The sequence below is a fragment of the Pseudaeromonas paramecii genome, from assembly GCF_039540575.1.
Classification (GTDB): Bacteria; Pseudomonadota; Gammaproteobacteria; order Enterobacterales; family Aeromonadaceae; genus Pseudaeromonas; species Pseudaeromonas paramecii.
This window is the reverse complement of record NZ_BAABFC010000003.1, coordinates 39,050-55,928: the sequence shown is the minus strand read 5'-3', so window position 1 is coordinate 55,928 and position 16,879 is coordinate 39,050. Positions and strand designations below refer to the sequence as shown.

16 protein-coding genes are annotated in these 16,879 nt (G+C 63.5%); 4 read left to right on the top strand and 12 right to left on the bottom strand.

Annotation, left to right across the window (positions count from 1 at the left end; translation table 11 throughout):
• Window positions 1–43 precede the first annotated feature (43 nt).
• The 4 genes from trmH to gmk all read right to left on the bottom strand — a co-directional run bounded on the left by trmH (window position 44) and on the right by gmk (window position 4,028).
• On the bottom strand, window positions 44–772 hold the full coding sequence (gene trmH / locus ABD847_RS02870) for a tRNA (guanosine(18)-2'-O)-methyltransferase TrmH (protein ID WP_345009860.1): 729 nt from the start codon (window positions 770–772) through the stop codon (window positions 44–46).
• Window positions 773–787: 15 nt separating this feature from the next.
• The gene (gene spoT / locus ABD847_RS02865; RefSeq protein ID WP_345009858.1) at window positions 788–2,923 is read right to left on the bottom strand and encodes a bifunctional GTP diphosphokinase/guanosine-3',5'-bis pyrophosphate 3'-pyrophosphohydrolase; all 2,136 of its coding nucleotides are present in this window, start codon (window positions 2,921–2,923) and stop codon (window positions 788–790) included.
• 139 nt (window positions 2,924–3,062) lie between these two features.
• A complete protein-coding gene (gene rpoZ / locus ABD847_RS02860; RefSeq protein ID WP_345009856.1) occupies window positions 3,063–3,347 on the bottom strand; it encodes a DNA-directed RNA polymerase subunit omega in 285 nt (94 codons plus the stop codon).
• A gap of 48 nt (window positions 3,348–3,395) precedes the next feature.
• Window positions 3,396–4,028, bottom strand: coding sequence for a guanylate kinase (gene gmk / locus ABD847_RS02855; protein WP_345009853.1), 633 nt, complete (start codon window positions 4,026–4,028; stop codon window positions 3,396–3,398).
• 287 nt (window positions 4,029–4,315) lie between these two features.
• On the opposite strand from gmk, the gene ABD847_RS02850 reads away from it, so the two are divergent.
• The 3 genes from ABD847_RS02850 to ABD847_RS02840 all read left to right on the top strand — a co-directional run bounded on the left by ABD847_RS02850 (window position 4,316) and on the right by ABD847_RS02840 (window position 7,894).
• The gene (locus ABD847_RS02850; protein ID WP_345009851.1) at window positions 4,316–4,639 is read left to right on the top strand and encodes a DUF134 domain-containing protein; all 324 of its coding nucleotides are present in this window, start codon (window positions 4,316–4,318) and stop codon (window positions 4,637–4,639) included.
• Window positions 4,640–4,731: 92 nt separating this feature from the next.
• A complete protein-coding gene (locus ABD847_RS02845) occupies window positions 4,732–6,714 on the top strand; it encodes a methyl-accepting chemotaxis protein (protein ID WP_345009849.1) in 1,983 nt (660 codons plus the stop codon).
• A gap of 367 nt (window positions 6,715–7,081) precedes the next feature.
• Window positions 7,082–7,894 carry a formate/nitrite transporter family protein gene (locus tag ABD847_RS02840; protein WP_345009846.1) on the top strand — a complete coding sequence of 271 codons (813 nt, stop codon included), beginning with the start codon at window positions 7,082–7,084 and terminating at the stop codon, window positions 7,892–7,894.
• Window positions 7,895–7,956: 62 nt separating this feature from the next.
• On the opposite strand, the gene ABD847_RS02835 is transcribed toward ABD847_RS02840, so the two are convergent.
• Window positions 7,957–9,609: a putative transporter gene (locus ABD847_RS02835; RefSeq protein WP_345009844.1), complete on the bottom strand. Its 1,653-nt coding sequence runs from the start codon at window positions 9,607–9,609 to the stop codon at window positions 7,957–7,959.
• A 253-nt stretch (window positions 9,610–9,862) separates the two neighbouring features.
• Between ABD847_RS02835 and ABD847_RS02830 the strand changes: the two genes are divergently transcribed.
• Window positions 9,863–10,399: a phosphatase PAP2 family protein gene (locus ABD847_RS02830; RefSeq protein WP_345009842.1), complete on the top strand. Its 537-nt coding sequence runs from the start codon at window positions 9,863–9,865 to the stop codon at window positions 10,397–10,399.
• A gap of 63 nt (window positions 10,400–10,462) precedes the next feature.
• Here ABD847_RS02830 and glpG read toward each other — a convergent pair whose 3' ends face one another.
• The 7 genes from glpG to ABD847_RS02795 form a co-directional block, all read right to left on the bottom strand.
• A complete protein-coding gene (gene glpG, locus ABD847_RS02825; protein WP_345009840.1) occupies window positions 10,463–11,302 on the bottom strand; it encodes a rhomboid family intramembrane serine protease GlpG in 840 nt (279 codons plus the stop codon).
• On the bottom strand, window positions 11,299–11,616 hold the full coding sequence (gene glpE, locus ABD847_RS02820; RefSeq protein ID WP_345009838.1) for a thiosulfate sulfurtransferase GlpE: 318 nt from the start codon (window positions 11,614–11,616) through the stop codon (window positions 11,299–11,301). Before glpE ends, glpG begins: the two co-directional genes overlap by 4 nt.
• 93 nt (window positions 11,617–11,709) lie before the next feature.
• Window positions 11,710–12,411 (bottom strand): ABC transporter ATP-binding protein, encoded by a 702-nt coding sequence (locus ABD847_RS02815; protein ID WP_345009836.1) that lies wholly within the window; start codon window positions 12,409–12,411, stop codon window positions 11,710–11,712.
• Between the two features lie 10 nt (window positions 12,412–12,421).
• Window positions 12,422–13,186 carry a high-affinity branched-chain amino acid ABC transporter ATP-binding protein LivG gene (livG, locus tag ABD847_RS02810; protein WP_345009834.1) on the bottom strand — a complete coding sequence of 255 codons (765 nt, stop codon included), beginning with the start codon at window positions 13,184–13,186 and terminating at the stop codon, window positions 12,422–12,424.
• Complete coding sequence (locus ABD847_RS02805; RefSeq protein ID WP_425568363.1) at window positions 13,183–14,439, bottom strand: high-affinity branched-chain amino acid ABC transporter permease LivM; 1,257 nt, start codon at window positions 14,437–14,439, stop codon at window positions 13,183–13,185. The genes livG and ABD847_RS02805 overlap by 4 nt, the downstream gene beginning before the upstream one ends.
• Entirely contained in the window at window positions 14,436–15,359 is a 924-nt protein-coding gene (gene livH / locus ABD847_RS02800; RefSeq protein ID WP_345009832.1) for a high-affinity branched-chain amino acid ABC transporter permease LivH, read from the bottom strand. The genes ABD847_RS02805 and livH overlap by 4 nt, the downstream gene beginning before the upstream one ends.
• 108 nt (window positions 15,360–15,467) lie before the next feature.
• The gene (locus ABD847_RS02795) at window positions 15,468–16,586 is read right to left on the bottom strand and encodes a branched-chain amino acid ABC transporter substrate-binding protein (protein WP_345009830.1); all 1,119 of its coding nucleotides are present in this window, start codon (window positions 16,584–16,586) and stop codon (window positions 15,468–15,470) included.
• Between the last annotated feature and the right edge of the window lie 293 nt (window positions 16,587–16,879).

The window sequence follows — 16,879 nt, the reverse complement described above, 5'->3', positions numbered from 1 at the left end:
TTATAGGGTCATCCAGGCCGTCCGTCAGTGAGATGGTGCCGCTTTACAGCAGCCCATCATCCTCATCGTCCAGGTGGCTCCAGGCGTCCTTGCTCATCTGTACCTTCTGCCACCACTCTTCGTCCGCCAGTATCTCGCCATCCGCCCCCAGCTGGGGATAGGGCAGCCCCTTGCGCTGACAGATCTTGGCGAAGATGGGATGACCGCCCTCGAACAGGATGCGGTTCTGCTCTTCGGCACTCAGCAGGCAGCCACGGCCATACAGACCGGCCAGCTCCCGTTGGCGCTGGGCCTCATACAGTATGGCGGCGGCGGCCACCGAGACGTTCAACGACTGCACCATGCCCACCATGGGGATGATGATGTGCTGATCCGCCAGGGCCAGGGCCTGGGGAGTGATGCCCTGTTTCTCCTGCCCCAGCAGGATGGCGGTGGGGCGGGTGTAGTCGATGCGGCGAAAATCCACCGCCGTGTCGGACAGGTGGGTGGCCAGGATCTGCATGCCCTGGGCCTTGAGCTCGCCCACCGCCGTCTCGATATCCGGATGCAGGTTGACGCCGACCCAGTTCTGACTGCCCCGGGCCGTGCCCTTGCGCTTGGCGATGCGGGTGCGGGGCCAGACCGCATGCACCTGGTGCACCCCCACCGCATCGGCGGTGCGGACGATGGCCGCCAGGTTGTGGGGCTTGTGCACCTCTTCCAGGCAGACGGTGAGATCGGGCTGGCGCATGGCCAGCATCTGACGGATACGGGCGAGGCGTTCTGGGGTCATAGATTTCCCTTAGTTCTAGTGGCGGCTGCGGCTGACCCGCAGCACATCCGGCATGACCCGGATCTTGCGCATGATGTTGGCCAGGTGGACGCGGTTCTTGCTGGTGATCAGCAGATTCACCTGATAGACGCGGGCGTCCTTCTCCTCGGTGCTGATGCTGTGGATGTTGGCGCCGGTGGCAGCTATGGTGTTGGCCAACTGGGCCAGCACCCCCTGATGGTTCACCACCTCGATCTGGATGCCGGTGCGGAACTCCTGCTCGTAGGCCACCTCGGTATCCCATTGCACCGGCAGGTACTTGTCCGGCTCCCGGCCATAGTTGCGGATGTTGCGGCAGGTCTCCTGGTGCACCACCAGCCCTTTGCCGGGGCTGATGTGGGCTATGATGGGGTCGCCCGGGATGGGGCGGCAGCAGTTGGCGAAGGTCACCAGCATGCCGTCGGCACCACGGATGGCCATCTTGCGCAGGTTGGGGGGCGGGGTCGACTGGGGCGGCGTCTCGGTGTTCAGCTCGTCCACCTTGCCCAGCAGGCGGCGGGCGATCACCACGCTCATGGCATTGCCCAGGCCGATGTCCGCCAGCAGGCCTTCCAGGCTGTCGTGGCGGGTATCCTCCAGCACCTTCTTCAGGTTTTCCGGTGCCACCTCTTCGAGCCGCTTGCTGCCCAGGGCGTGGGAGAGCAGACGGCGGCCCAGCACCACCGACTCCTCGGTGCGCAGGTTCTTGAGGAACTGGCGGATCTTGGTGCGGGCCTTGGAGGTGACGATGAAGTTGAGCCAGGCGGCGTTGGGTCGGGCGCCGGGGGCCGTGATGATCTCCACCGTCTGGCCGGAGGTCAGGGCGCGGCTCAAGGGGTAGGGCTGCCGATCCACCCGGGCGCCGACACAGGCGTGGCCTATGTCGGTGTGCACCGCGTAGGCGAAGTCCACCGGGGTGGCACCGGTGGGCAGCTCCAGGATGCGGCCCTCCGGGGTGAAGACGTAGATCTCGTCGGGGAACAGGTCGGTCTTGACGCTTTCGATGAATTCGAAGGAGTTGCCGGCGCTTTGCTGCAGCTCCAGCAGGCTGCGCATCCAGCGCTGGGCCCGCACCTGGGCCGTGGTGCCCGAGGTGTCGCCGTCCTGCTTGTAGGCCCAATGGGCCGCCACCCCCTTGTCCGCCATCTGATCCATGTACTCGGTGCGGATCTGCACCTCCACCGGCACCCCGTGGGGGCCCACCAGGGAGGTGTGCAGCGACTGGTAGCCGTTGGTCTTGGGGATGGCGATGTAATCCTTGAAGCGACCGGGACGCGGCTTGTACAGGCTGTGCATCTGCCCCAGCACCCGGTAGCAGGTGTCTATGTCCTGCACTATGACCCGGAAGGCGTAGATGTCCATCACCTCGTGGAACTGCAGCTCCTTCTTCTTCATCTTGATGTAGATGGAGTAGAGGTTCTTCTCCCGCCCCTTCACCTCCACCGGGATGTGGGCCTCCTGCAGGCGGCCGCGGATCTCGTCATGGATGGCGTTGATGATCTGCTTGCGGTTGCCCCGGGCCCGCTTGACCGACTCCCGCAGCACCCGGGAGCGCATGGGATAGAGGGCCTCGAAGCCCAGCTCTTCCAGCTCGGTCTTGATGCTGTGGATGCCCAGCCGGTTGGCGATGGGGGCGAAGATCTCCAGGGTCTCCCGGGCGATGCGCCGGCGCTTGTCCGGCCGTAACGAACCCAGGGTGCGCATGTTGTGGGTGCGATCCGCCAGCTTGATGAGGATGACGCGGATGTCCTGCACCATGGCCATCACCATCTTGCGGAAGTTTTCGACCTGGGCTTCCTTGTGGTCGCGGAACTTGAGCTTGTCCAGCTTGGAGACGCCCGCCACCAGCTCTGCCACCGCCTCACCGAACTGCTCCGCCAGCTGCTCCTTGGTCACCGGGGTATCCTCGATGACATCGTGCAGCAGGGCGGCGGTCAGGGTCTCATGATCCAGATGCATCTCTGCGAGGATGCGGGTCACGGCCACCGGGTGGGTGATGTAGGGCTCGCCGCTGGAGCGGCTCTGGCCCTCATGGGCATCGCGGGCCACCACATAGGCCTGTTCCACCCGGGCGACCTGGTCGGCGGGCAGATAGGTGGCGATCAGCGCTTTAAGGCTCTCGAACAGGTACAAATACGACTCCGATGCGGGGCGATGGGCCGTCCCGGGCTTGGGCTGGACTGCTACGGCTGAGTGTGCGGCGAAATGGGACGCTTGTAAACGCCTGCAAAAACGGCACCCTGGGGTGCCGTCTTGCGGGATCCGGTCAGGATCAGAGGGTCAGGCCACGACCTTCGGACAGGATGGACATGGCGGCCAGCTCGCTGGCTTCGCGCTCCTGCATGTCCTGGCGATCCTGGGCATCCAGGAACTCGTTGGAGATCAGGCCTTCTTCGATTTCGCGCAGGGCGATCACGGTCGGCTTGTCGTTTTCTTCATCCACCAGCGGGTCTTTACCCTGGACAGAGATTTGGCGGGCGCGGCGGGCGGCCAGCAGCACCAGATCAAAGCGGTTGCCCACTTGTTTTACAGCATCTTCAACGGTTACGCGTGCCATGGACGACTCCAGTGATAAAAAATGACTCGAAAGTATACAAGAGCCGGCTTACTTCGCCAAGAGGGCGCGCAGCAGCTCGGCGTGCTGGATTTGCTGCTTGGCCAGGGTGGTGCGCTCTGCCAGTACCACCGCCTGCAGCTGAGCCAGGGTGGTGGCGAAGTCATCGTTGACCAACAGGTAGTCGTATTCGTCGTAGTGGGACATCTCGTCCACCGCCTTGGCCATGCGGCCGGCAATCACCTCGGCGCTGTCCTGGCCGCGGCCATGCAGCCGCTGTTCCAGCACCGGCAGGGAGGGCGGCAGAATGAACAGCGAGCGGGCCTCCGGCATCAGGGCCCGGATCTGGCGGGCCCCCTGCCAGTCGATGTCCAGAAAGATGTCGATGCCCTGGGCCAGGCTCTGCTCTATGGTCTCACGGGAGGTGCCGTAGAAGTTGCCGAACACCTCGGCCCACTCGAAGAAAGCGTCGCGGGCGATCAGTGCCTTGAAGCCGGCCTGATCGACGAAGTGGTAGTGCACGCCGTTCTCCTCGCCCGGGCGCATGGCGCGGGTGGTGTGGGAGACCGACAGCTTCATGCGGCCATCGGCGTTGGCGGGGGAGCCGAGCAGGGCCGCCAGCAGGCTGGATTTACCCGCGCCGCTGGGGGAGGAGACGATGAACAGGGTGCCACGTTGTGCCATAGCCGAACCTAATAAAGAAGACCGCCGTCCGCCAGAGGCGGGCCGCAGTGGATTAATGACCGGGGTAGGCGGCAGAGAATAGCAGATGAAAAATACAAAAAAAAAGCCGGGTCACGACCCGGCAAACGTTCAAGCTGTTGCTTGTTGCGGAAGTGCCCCTCCACGCCCGGCTATTTCATCCTGTTTCAGGACGGGGCGCCATATGGTTATTTCTGTTTGATATATCGGGAAAGAGGGCGGCAGGGTATGCTGTGCCTGGTTTCCTGCTCCCCTGATGTGAATTTGCCATGCCCAGACCCAAGATCGCCCGCTGTATCCAGGCCCGCGCGCCCTTCTCTCTGTTCAAGCCCAATGGCATTCCCAGCCATCGGCTGACCCAGCTGCAGCTGGCAGAGGACGAATTCGAGGCCTTGAGATTGGCGGATCTGCAGGGCCTGCAGCAGCAGGAGGCGGCCAAGGTGATGGGGATCTCCCGTCAGACCTTCGCCAACCTGGTGAAGGGGGCCCGTCGCAAGGTGGCCTATTGTCTGGTGGAAGGGGCCGCCCTGGCCCTGCATGGCGAGGATGCCGGCGCAGCGCCACCGGCGGCCACTGAAAAGCCATCCGTCTGAGTCCGTTTTAAATCTGACATCTGTCTGCATCAATCTGCTTGGCGTCTATTCTTGAGGTTGTTTCTGTCCTCATTTACGCCAAGGAGATGCCCATGCTCGCAACCTGGTTGCGCCGTGTGCGCCTGACCACACTGCTCTCGGTTCTGATCCTATGTCCCTCCCTGTATGCCATCTCGGTGGGAGTATTCCTGATTGTGGATATCCGTGAGGAGGCCCAGCAGCTGGCGGTCTCCCAGCGGCGGGTGGACGCCATCGCCACCCTGGATGAGGTGGCTCATCAACTGGCGGTGGAGCGGGGCCTGACCGCCGGCTGGCTGGCCAGCGGTGGCCAACAGGGTACCGATAAGGTTCTGGCCCAACGTCAGTTGGTGGACGAGCGCTTGACCAAGCTCACTGCCCTCAACCGCCAAAGCCAAGAGTTACAGGCGGTCAGTCAGGAGGTGCTGGACAAGCTCGGTGGCCTGGCCCAGCAGCGCCAGCGGATCGACAGCCTGCAGGGCCAGGGTGCCTTTGCCTTCTACTCGGCGGCCAATCAGGCGGCCCTGGACGCCATCTCGCTGCTCAACAGCGGCATCGCCTCGGCCGAGCTGCGTCAGCAGGCCTCCGCCCTGGTGGCCCTATTGACCCTCAAGGAGCGGGCGGGCCAGGTGCGGGGCCTGGTGAACGGTCTGCTGGCCAAGGGGGCCATCAATCCGGCCCAGCGGGATCAGTTGCAGGGCTACCGGTTCGATGAATCTCGGCAATGGGATCTGTTGCACCATCTGGCCAGCCCGGCCCTGTGGCAGACCCTGAGCGCTCAACGCCAGCAACCCCAATGGCAACAACTGGAAGCCTGGGTGAGCGACGTGCAGGGCAAACCGGAAGCCGACTGGCCCAAGGTCACTCCGGCCCAGTGGTTTGCCGCCGCCACCGAGCGGATTGGTGGACTCAAGGCGCTGGGCGACGGGGTGCGTCAGGATCTCATCGGTCAGATGGATCGCCTGCTACAGCGGCAGACCTGGCTCTATCGCCTGTTCAGTCTGGCGGCCGTGATCTCTTCCCTGGCCTTGCTGTGGGCTTGCTGGGTACTGGTGCGCTTCATCAGCCGGCGGGTGTGGGCCATCGAGAAACTGCTGGCCAGGGCCACCGAAAGCAACGATCTGAGCCTGCGGCTGGATGAGCGGGGTCGAGACGAGCTGGCCCATATCGCCCAGGCGGTGAACCGCCTGCTGAGCCAGTTTTCCTTGCTGCTGGGTCAGGTGCGGCTGCAGGCGGAGAGTTCTTCCCAGATTTCATCAGAGGTGGGCGGCATGAGCCAGCAGGCCCATCAGCAGGCCAATCAGACTCACCAGTACGCCGACATGATCGCCACCGCCATGACCGAAATGGCCCAGACCAGCCTGGAGGTGGCCCGTCACACCCAGGAGGTGGCGCAGTTCAGTCGGGATGCCCGTCAGCAGGGGGAAGAGAACCGCCGGCTCAACGACGAGGCGTATCAGGCGGTCAATGCCCTCACCGGTCAGATCGGCGAGGCCCACGAAGCGGTGGATCAGCTGGCGCGGGAGAGCCAGCTGATCGGCACCATAGTGGACACCATCACCAGCATCGCCGATCAGACCAATCTGCTGGCCCTGAACGCGGCCATCGAGGCGGCCCGGGCCGGCGAGCAGGGCCGCGGCTTTGCCGTGGTGGCGGACGAGGTGCGCCAGCTGGCCCAGAAGACCCAGACCGCCACCGGCGAGATCCGCACCATGATACAGACGCTGCAGGGCAGCGCCCATCAGGTGACGGTGAGCATGTCCCGCAGCCACGAGACCACGGAGCAGACGGCCTCCCAGATTGCCCTGGCCGATCAGGAGATGGCCCGGTTGTTCGAGCTGCTGGATCGGATCAATGGCCTGGTGGAACAGATCGCCACCGCCGCCGAGGAACAGACCTCGGTGGCCCAGGACATCAATCAGCAGGTGGAGCAGGTGGCTGGCTTGGCCGATGCCACCCAGCAGGCGGTGGGGGACAGCCACCAGCGCATGAACCAGCTGGCACAGGCGGCCGATCGTTTGCGCAGCGAGCTGGCGGTGTTTGCCCTGGGGCACTAACCCGTGCGTCAAGATGGGGCAGGATGCGCCGAGACAAGGCACCAACCGCCAGGCGGCTTCATGCTCTCTGGCGGTTTGTTTTTTCTAAGTGACAGATTAATAAGCAATTCATGAAAAGTGTATTTCTGGCACATGATTTGTATTGATGAGTTGGTGTGAGCTTGCATCCTGAGCGAACAACGTTGAGCAAACACGCGGGCCAGTGCCGGCCCTGACAAACTGTCACCCCGTGGATAATGGCGTCCATCACTCCAAGCGCATTGCGTGGCGAGTGAGGCGCCTTTTTTTTGTCCGGCGCACAGGCAGTCAGGGAAACAAGGAGCGGCAATGGCCTGCACTCCGATCTGCAACCTATGAGGGAACGACCATGGCCTATTTGATTCCATCCGACTTTGTGAAAAAGATGGTAGACGCTGGAGAGTCCAAAATCTTCATGTCCACCCGCGACACCCTGATCCGCGCCTACATGGCCGGTGCCATTCTGGCCTTGGCGGCCGTGTTCGCCATTACCATGGCGGTGCAGACCGGCTCGCCGCTTATCGGTGCCCTGCTGTTCCCGGTGGGCTTCTCCATGCTCTATCTGATGGGCTTTGACCTGCTCACCGGCGTCTTTGTGCTCTCCCCCCTGGCCTGGCTGGACAAGCGGCCGGGTGTGACCCTAAAGGGGGTGCTGCGCAACTGGGGGCTGGTGTTTGTCGGCAACTTCGCCGGAGCCCTGACGGTGGCACTCATGATGGCGGTGGTGTTCACCTATGGCTTCTCCACCGATCCTGGCGCCGTGGGGCAGAAGATCGCCGGCATCGGCGAGGCCCGCACCCTGGGGTATGCCCAATACGGCGCCGCCGGCTGGCTGACCATCTTCCTGCGCGGCATGCTGTGCAACTGGATGGTCTCCATGGGCGTGGTGGGGGCCATGATCTCCACCTCGGTCTCTGGCAAGGTGATCGCCATGTGGATGCCCATCATGCTGTTCTTCGCCATGGCCTTCGAGCATTCGGTGGTGAACATGTTCCTGTTCCCCTCGGCCATGATCATGGGCGGTGACTTCTCCATCATGGATTACATGATCTGGAACGAGATCCCCACGGCGCTGGGCAACCTGGTGGGCGGCCTGGCCTTCACCGGTCTGACCCTCTACAGCACCCACCTGCGCACCGCACCCAAGCGCGCCCTGGTGTAAGGGAGACAGACAAAGGCCCGGCAAGTTGCCGGGCCTTTTGCATGGCGATCGTGGGAGCCGGATTAGCCGCTGACCCAGAGCAGCAGGGCCATCAGCTGCGGCGTGATGATGCGCAGGAACATCACCAGGGGGTAGACGGTGGCGTAGGAGAGGGCCGAGGCATCGCTGGTGGGATGCAGGGCGTTGGCAAAGGCCAGGGCGGGGGGATCCGTCATGGAGCCGGCCAGCAGGCCGCACAGACTGAGGTAGTTGAGTTTGCCGACGGCCCGGGCCAGCAGGGCCACGCTCAGCAGCGGGAGCAGGGTGATGAGCACGCCGTAGCCCATCCAGTGCAGCCCCTCGCCATCGGTCAGGGTGTGCAGGAAGTTGCCGCCGGACTTGAGTCCCACCACCGCCAGGAACAGCACTATGCCCAACTCCCGCAGCGCCAGGTTGGCACTGGGGGGCATGAACCAGTAGAGCCGGCCTATGCTGCCGATCCGCGCCAGGATCAGCGCCACCACCAGGGGGCCGCCGGCCAGTCCCAGCTTGAGGGCGGCGGGAAAGCCCGGCAGGTAGAAGGGCACCGAGCCCAGCAGCACCCCCAGGCCGATGCCGATAAACACCGGCAGCATCTGCACCTGCAGCAGCTTGTGCTGGGCGTTGCCCACCAGGTTGGCCACCGCCTCGATGGCGTCCGGGGTGCCCACCAGGTTGAGGATGTCACCAAACTGCAGGGTGGAGCGGTCCGTGGGTACCAGCTCGACCCCGGCGCGGTTGAGGCGGGAAACCACCACGTCGTAGCGCTCCTTGAGGCGGAACTCCCGCAGGTGCTTGCCCAGCACCTGTTCGTTGGTCACCACCACTCGCATCACCCGCAGATCCGTGCCCCGGGTGGAGAGGGAGGTCTCCACCGTCTCGCCGATCACCAGCATGGCCTTGTGCAGCGCCGCCTTGTTGCCCACCAGGTGCAGCAGATCGCCCTCCTCCAGAGTGGTCTCCGGCCGCGGCACCATCAGCTCCTCGCCGCGCTTGAGCCGTGAGCAGATGACGGCGCCATCGTCCAGGTTGGGGATCTCCTTGAGGGGCAGGCCCACCAGGTTGTGGTTGCGCAGGCAGACGTTGAGGGTCTGCAGGCTCTCCTTGGTCTGGCCGGCCTGCATCTCGAAGGCGGTGGCCTCCGTGTCCACCTGAATGCGGAAGAACAGCCGGGTCAGCCACATGGTCAGCAGGATGCCGCAGATGCCGAAGGGGTAGGCCACCGCGTAGCCCAGCCCCATGTTGCCGGTGGGGGCGCCCAACTCGCCGAGGATCTGCTGACCGGCTCCCAGGGAGGGGGTATTGGTGACGGCGCCGGAGAAGATGCCCAGGATGGCCGGCAGCGGCACATCAAACAGCTTGTGGATGACCACGGCCACCCCGCAACCCAGCAGCACTATCAGGGCGGCGAAGCCATTCAACTTGAGGCCGGAACGGCGCAGGGAGGCGAAGAAGCCCGGCCCCACCTGGATGCCGATGGTGTAGACGAACAGTATGAGGCCGAACTCCTGCACGAAGTGCAGGGTGGCCTCGTTCATCTCCAGTTGGTACTGATGGGTGAAGTGGCCCACCAGCAGGCCGCCGAACAGCACGCCGCCGATGCCCAGCCCCACCCCGTAGATCCGCCAGTTGCCGATCCATAACCCCAGGACGGCGATCAGGGACAGTATGCTGACGGTCAAGGCGATATCGCTCATGGTGACTCCTGTCGTGTTCGTTTTGGCGGGGATACCGCCCTACTCGATACGCAAATGAAGCACCCCTTATCAATACGCCCATTTGTCATGTGGTTAAGTGACCTTGACGACAAATGCCCCAATCTGTGGCAGCACACTGGCGTGATGGGCATGGGAAAGCCGGCGACGCATAAGCCTGGCCTAAGGTTGGCCTGTTACACTGCCGCCTCGTCTTTTCTCTCGGCTATTCGCTCTGCGCAGAATAAGGATCGTTATGCACACATCATCATGGACGCGCGGCTTGCTCGCGCTGGGGTTGGGGCTGGTCACTGGGACCAGTCAGGCCGGTTTCACGCAAAGCAGCGGTGACGTGCTCAAGTACGCCATGCCGGCGGCCGCCGCCGGGCTGGCGGGATATGAACAGGATTGGCAGGGGCTCAAACAGTTTGGTCTGGCCTTTGGCAGCACGGCGGCCACCACCTGGGCCCTCAAGCAGGGCGTCCAGCGGGAGCGGCCCAACGGCAGCGGAGACGACGCCTTCCCCAGTGGCCACGCCGCCAGCGCCTTCAGCTCGGCCTCCTTCATCCAGCGGCGTTACGGTTGGCAGCTGGGGGCGCCGGCCTACCTGCTGGCCGCCTGGACCGGCTACAGCCGTATCCCTAACCGGGATCACCACTGGAGCGATGTGCTGGCCGGGGCGGCCATCGGCGTGGGCTTCAGCTACCTGTGGGTGGAGGCGGATCCGGCCTGGCAGCTCACCCCCTGGACCGACGGCAAGCAGTACGGTCTGCGGCTGGATGGCAGTTTCTAGGGGCCTTGCACGCCGGGTTGGTTCAGGGCCCGGCAGCTGAACGCCCTCGCCGCTTGGGTTCGGTCAGTGGCGCGGCAGCGGCTTGCGGCTGTCCAGCCAGCCCTGTAGCAGGCCGATGGCCAGGCCCCCCAGGTGAGCCATGTTGGCCATGCTGGGGCCGAACAGGTGGAAGAAGCCCAGCACCAGCCAGATCAGCATGAAGCCCAGCAGGCCGTTGCTCACCGGCTGCTCGGCCCAGCCCTGGCGTCGGGGCAGGATCCACAGGTAGGCCAGCAGGCCGTAGGCCACGCCGGAGAGGCCGCCAAAATCCGGCCCCACCAGCACCGCCTGCAGCAGGTTGGGCACACAGCCCGTCACCAAAAACAGCACCAGCAGCTTGCCGGAGCCCAGCCGGCGCTCGATGCGCCCCCCCAGATACCACCACCACATCAGGTTGAACACCAGGTGCAGCACGGAGAAGTGCAGCAGGGTGGGAGTGAGGAAGCGCCAGATCTGCCAGCTGGTGAGCTGCTCGACGCTGGTGTGAAAGCCCAGCAGGGCAAACATGGGCAGGCCTATGTAGCTCAGTAGGAATACCGCCACACAGGCCAGGGCCACCAGCAGGGTGACCGGGCCCGCCTGCAGCAGCAGCTCCGCCAGCAACTGGTGCTGGCCCGCCGAATAATCCACCCGGGTTTGGGGGCGCTCGCTGCTCCAGGCCGCCTCGGCATAACGGGGATGATGGGGCTCCTTGATGAAGCGCTTCACCTCCTGCTCCGCCTCCGTGGTGCGGCTGTCATCCACCAGCCAGACCGAGATGCCGAGCTCAGACTCGGTCAGTTCGCAGGGAATGCCCCGGCTGGCCAGGTAGTCCGCCAGGCTCTGGGCCAGGCGGGCATCCTCCACTACCAGCAGTTGCTTCATGAGCGCTCCACCTCGAAACGCAGGCCCCAGTCGGCGAAGCCGCCGTCCACGCTGTAGACCTGCTCGTAGCCCTGGCCCACCAGGTATTGCGCCGCCCCCTGGCTGCTGTGGCCGTGATAGCACATCACCAAGACCGGGGTGTCGAAGCTCACCTCGGCCAGGAAGCGCCCCAGGCTCTCCTGGTTGAGGGGGAAGGCGCCGGGGGCGTGGCCCTGGGCGAAGGAGGCAGGATCCCGGATGTCCACCAGGCGGCAGTGGCTTTGCTGCAGCAGGGTGTGGGCCTGTTCGGTGGAGATGCGTTGAAACTGGGACATGGTGGCCTCGCAAGGGCGACGAGAAGTGAAGCTGGGATTGTTAAAAAAAAGATCCCGCCTGGCAAGGGCCAGACGGGATCTCGTGACAAGGAGTTAGCCGCCCAGGTAGGCGTTGCGTACCCCGTCGTTGGCCAGCAGGTTGGCCCCGGTGTCCTGCAGCACGATGCGACCGTTCTCCAGCACATAGCCGCGATCCGCCAGGCGCAGGGCCTGGTTGGCGTTCTGCTCGACGAGGAAGATGGTCATGCCCTTCTCCCGCAGCCGCTCTATGATGTCGAAAATCTGCTGGATGACGATGGGCGCCAGCCCCAGGGAGGGCTCGTCCAGGAACAGCAGCCGCGGCTTGCTCATCAGCGCCCGGCCGATGGCCAGCATCTGCTGCTCGCCGCCGGACATGGTGCCGGCCCGCTGATGCACCCGTTCCTTCAGGCGGGGGAACAGCTCGAACACCTCGGCCTTGAGTCGCTCGGCCTCCGCCTTGTCCACGAAGAAGGCGCCCATGCTCAGGTTCTCTTCCACCGTCAGGCGGCTGAAGATGCGCCGTCCTTCCGGCACTATGGCGATGTCACCGCGCATGATGCGGGCGGTGGAGAACTGGGTGATGTCCTCCCCCTCAAACAGGATCTGGCCGCTGGCGGGCTTGGGCTCGCCGCAGATGGTCATCAGCAGTGTGCTCTTGCCAGCGCCGTTGGCGCCGATCAGGGTGACAATTTCCCCCTGCTTGATCTCGATGCTCACCTCATTCAAGGCCTGGATCTTGCCGTAGAAGGTGGAGACGTTTTTAACTTCTAACATGTCGGCTCCCTTATGACTCGCCCAGATAGGCCTTGATGACATCCGGATTGGTGCGGATCTGCTCCGGCGTGCCCTTGGCCAGGGGCGTGCCCTGATTGACCACGTAGATGCGGTCGGAGATGTCCATCACCAGCTTCATGTCGTGCTCGATCAGCAGCACAGAGACCCCATGGTCACGGCACAGATCGCCGATGAGCCGGTTGAGCTCTTCGGTTTCCTTGGGGTTGAGGCCGGCGGCCGGCTCATCCAGCATCAGTATCTTCGGCTGGGTGCACATGCAGCGGGCGATCTCCAGGTGGCGCTGCTGACCGTAGGCCAGGTTGCCGGCGGCGCGGTTGGCCAGCTCAGTCAACCCCACCTTGTCCAGCCAGAAGGCGGCCCGCTCCATGGCCTGGCGTTCGGCCCGGCGAAAGCCCGGGGTCTTCAACAGGCCGGCCAGGAAGTTGGTGTTCAGGTGGCGATGCTGGGCGATCAGCAGGTTTTCCAGCACCGTCATCTCCTTGAACAGGCGGACATGCTGGAAGGTGCGCACCACCCCCTTGCGGGCGATCTGATGGCCCGGCAGGCCCTGGATGGGCTCGCCTTGCAGCAGTATCTGCCCCTCGGTGGGACGATAGAAGCCGGTCAGGCAGTTGAAGACGGTGGTCTTGCCCGCCCCGTTGGGACCGATAATGGAGACGATCTCTTTCTCATTCAGCTCCAGCGCCACGCCATTGACCGCCAGCAGGCCGCCAAAGCGCATAGTCAGGCCGGAGACTTCAAGCAATTTGGTCATTTACGCAACTCCAGATGGGGACGGCTCATGGGCAGCAGGCCTTGGGGCCGCCACACCATCATGAACACCATCAGCAGACCGAACATCACCATCCGGTACTCGTTGAACTCACGGGCCATCTCCGGCAGCACCGTCATGATGATGGCGGCCAGCACCACCCCAATCTGGGAACCCATGCCACCGAGCACTACGATGGCCAGTATGATGGCCGACTCGATGAACACGAAGGACTCGGGGCTGATGAAGCCCTGGCGCGCGGCGAAGAAGCTGCCGGCAAAACCGGCGAAGCCGGCACCTATGGTGAAGGCGGTCAGCTTGATCACGGTCGGGTTCAGACCCAAAGAGCGACAGGCGATCTCGTCTTCCCGCAGGGCTTCCCAGGCGCGGCCCAGGGGCATGCGCAGCAGGCGGTTGATGATGAACAGGGTGAACAGCACCAGCAGCAGGGCCATCAGGTAGAGGAAGATCACCTTGTGGTCGGCGTTGTAGCTGATGCCGAAGAAGGTGTGGAACGCCTCGTTACCCGGCTCCTTGGCCCGGCGCGCAAACTCCAGGCCGAACAGGGTTGGCTTGGGTATGTTGGCGATGCCGTTGGGGCCGCCGGTCAGGCTGGTGAGGTTGTTCAGCAGGATGCGGATGATCTCGCCAAAGCCCAGGGTGACGATGGCCAGGTAATCGCCCCGCAACCGCAGCACCGGGAAGCCCAGCAGGAAACCGAACAGGGCCGCCATGCCGCCGGCGATGGGCAGACACTCCCAGAAGGAGAGGCCAAAGTAGCTGTTGAGCAGGGCGTAGGTGTAGGCACCCACGGCGTAGAAGCCCACGTAACCCAGATCCAGCAGACCTGCCAGGCCCACCACCACGTTGAGGCCCAGGCCCAGCATGATGTAGATCAGGGTCAGGGTGGCCAGGTCCACCACGCTGCGGGAGACCAGGAAGGGGCCCGCCACGGCGGCGATCAGCACCAGGATGGCCAGGCCGCGATACAGCCAGGGGTTCTTGTCCTGGCTCGGCAGGCGCCACTCCGGCAGACCGGCCTTCACCTTCTCCTTGTGGGTGGTGATATGCACCCGGAACAGCTGGAAGAAGAACACCAGGGCCACGCCACCGATGAGCCAGGGCCAGGCATTGTCCATTTGGCTCACCACCACCAGCTTGATGCCCTCCGCCTGCAGGCGGAAGCCGAACAGCCAGAGGGCCAGCAGCAGGAAAACCCCGCTGGCGATCAAAGCACGCTTGAGACTGGTCATCATACCTTCTCCACCTCAGGACGCCCCAGGATCCCCGTGGGCATGAACAGCAGGATGAAGATCAGCAGGCCGAAGGAGACCACATCCTTGTACTCGGTACTCAGGTAACCGGCGGTCATGGCCTCGGTCACCCCCAGCAGCAGGCCCCCCAGCACGGCGCCGGGTATGGAACCTATGCCTCCCAGCACGGCGGCGATGAAGGCCTTGAGGCCGGCCATGAAGCCGATGGTGGGGTTGATGACGCCGTAGTACATGCCCAGCAGCACGCCCGCCACCGCCGCCAGGGCGGCACCGATGACGAAGGTGATGGCGATGACGGCATTGGTGTCGATACCCAGCAGGTTGGCCATCTTGATGTCCTCGGCACAGGCGCGACAGGCGCGGCCCATGCGAGAACGGGAGATGAACAGGGTCAGGCCCGTCATGCTCACGAAGGTCACCACGAAGATGATGAGCTGCATGTAGGAGAGGCTGGCGCTGAAGTTATCCACGCCAAACTGCCAGCCGCCGGAGACCAGGGCGGGGATGGCCACGTCCCGGGAGCCCTGCTCCAGCCGCACCAGGTTCTGCAGGAAGATGGACATACCGATGGCGGAGATCAGGGGGATCAGGCGATTGCCACCCCGCAGCGGCCGGTAGGCCACCCGCTCTATGGTCCAGCCATAGGTGCTGGTGATGACGATACTGGCGATGAAGGCCGAGCCCATCAGCAGCACGCTGCTGTCGATGCCCATCATCATCAGGGCCGCCATCACCATGAAGGCCACGTAGGAGCCGATCATGTAGACCTCGCCATGGGCGAAGTTAATCATGCCGATGATGCCATAGACCATGGTGTAGCCGATGGCGATCAACGCATAGGTGCTGCCAATGGTCAGGCCATTGAACAGCTGCTGGATAAAGTAAAAAAGGTGTTCAGACATACACTTGTATTCCTGTTGGCCCTTAATGGGGCCGTGCCCGGATGGACACCGGCGATATAGCAAAGGGGCGGTCCATGCCGCCCCTTTAGGCTAATGCCTCTGTGATGGTTACTTGAGCTGGGTGGAGGAGCCGTCGGCGTGCCACTTGAACACACCGAACTCGAAGCCCTTCAGGTCACCGGTGGCGCTCCATTGCAGCGGGCCCATGACGGTGTCCACCGGCTTGGCGCGCAGGGCGGTTGCCACGGCTTCCGGATCTTCACCGGCCTGCTCGATACCAGCCTTCAGGGCCTGCATGGCGGCATAGGTGGTCCAGACGAACGGGCCGGAGGAGTCCTGGTTCTTGGCCTTGAAGGCGGCGACCAGATCGGCGTTGGCCGGATCCAGATCGTACTTCTTGGGCAGGGTCACCAGCAGGCCTTCGGAGGCCGGGCCGGCGATGGCGGAGATGTCCTTGTTACCCACGCCTTCCGGGCCCATGTAGGTGGCCTTGAAGCCCTTCTCTGCGGACTGACGCAGCAGCAGACCCAGTTCCGGGTGGTAGCCGCCGTAGTAGACGAAGTCCACATTCAGCTTCTGCAGCTTGGCGATCAGGGCGGAGAAGTCCTTGTCACCGGCGGTGATCCCTTCGAAGGCCACCACCTTGACGCCGGCTTCCTTCAGCTTCTTTTCCACGCTGGTGGCGATGCCTTCACCGTATTGCTTCTTGTCGTGCAGCACGGCCACGGCCTTGGGCTTCACCTGATCGATGATGTAGGCGGCGGCGGTGGGGCCCTGGTCGCTGTCCAGACCAATGGTGCGCATGGTCAGGTTATAGCCGCGCTCGGTCACCTTGGGGCTGGTGGAGGCGGGGGTGATCATCAGGATGCCTTCGTCTTCATAGACGTCGGAGGAGGGCAGTGTGCTGTCGGAGCACAGGTGGCCCACCACGAACTTGATACCGTCGTTGACGATCTTGTTGGCCACGGCCACGGCTTGCTTGGGATCACAGGCGTCATCGTAGGCGATGGCTTCCACCTGCTTGCCAGCGATGCCGCCCGCCTTGTTGAACTGCTCGGCCGCCATGAAGCCGCCGATGAACTCCATGTCACCGTATTGGGCAACCGGGCCGGTCTGCGGGCCGGCGATGGCGATCTTGATGGTGTCGGCGGCCTGGGCTTGGGCGGCCAGACCAACCAGGGCGAAGGCCACTGCGGCCCCCAGGGTTTGCTTTGTCCATTTACTCATGTCTCTTCCCTCTATATTTATAGTGTTTCCTCACGGCTGACAGGCGGATCCTGCCCCAGCGCGTGGGATGGAGTTTTTTCTATCATCGGCGACGATGGCAAACAAGAGCGAAGGATAAAAATTTTCTCTTATTTTTCATATTCTTAGCTTGTTATGTCACTGACATTCGCGACAAAGTCAGTTGATAAAACCAACAAAAACCGATCTTGGTCGGATTTTTATAAAACAAAATCAACTAAAGCTGGTGTTTTATCCTGTGGCGGCGTTGATTTTATCGCCACCCTAAGGTCGGA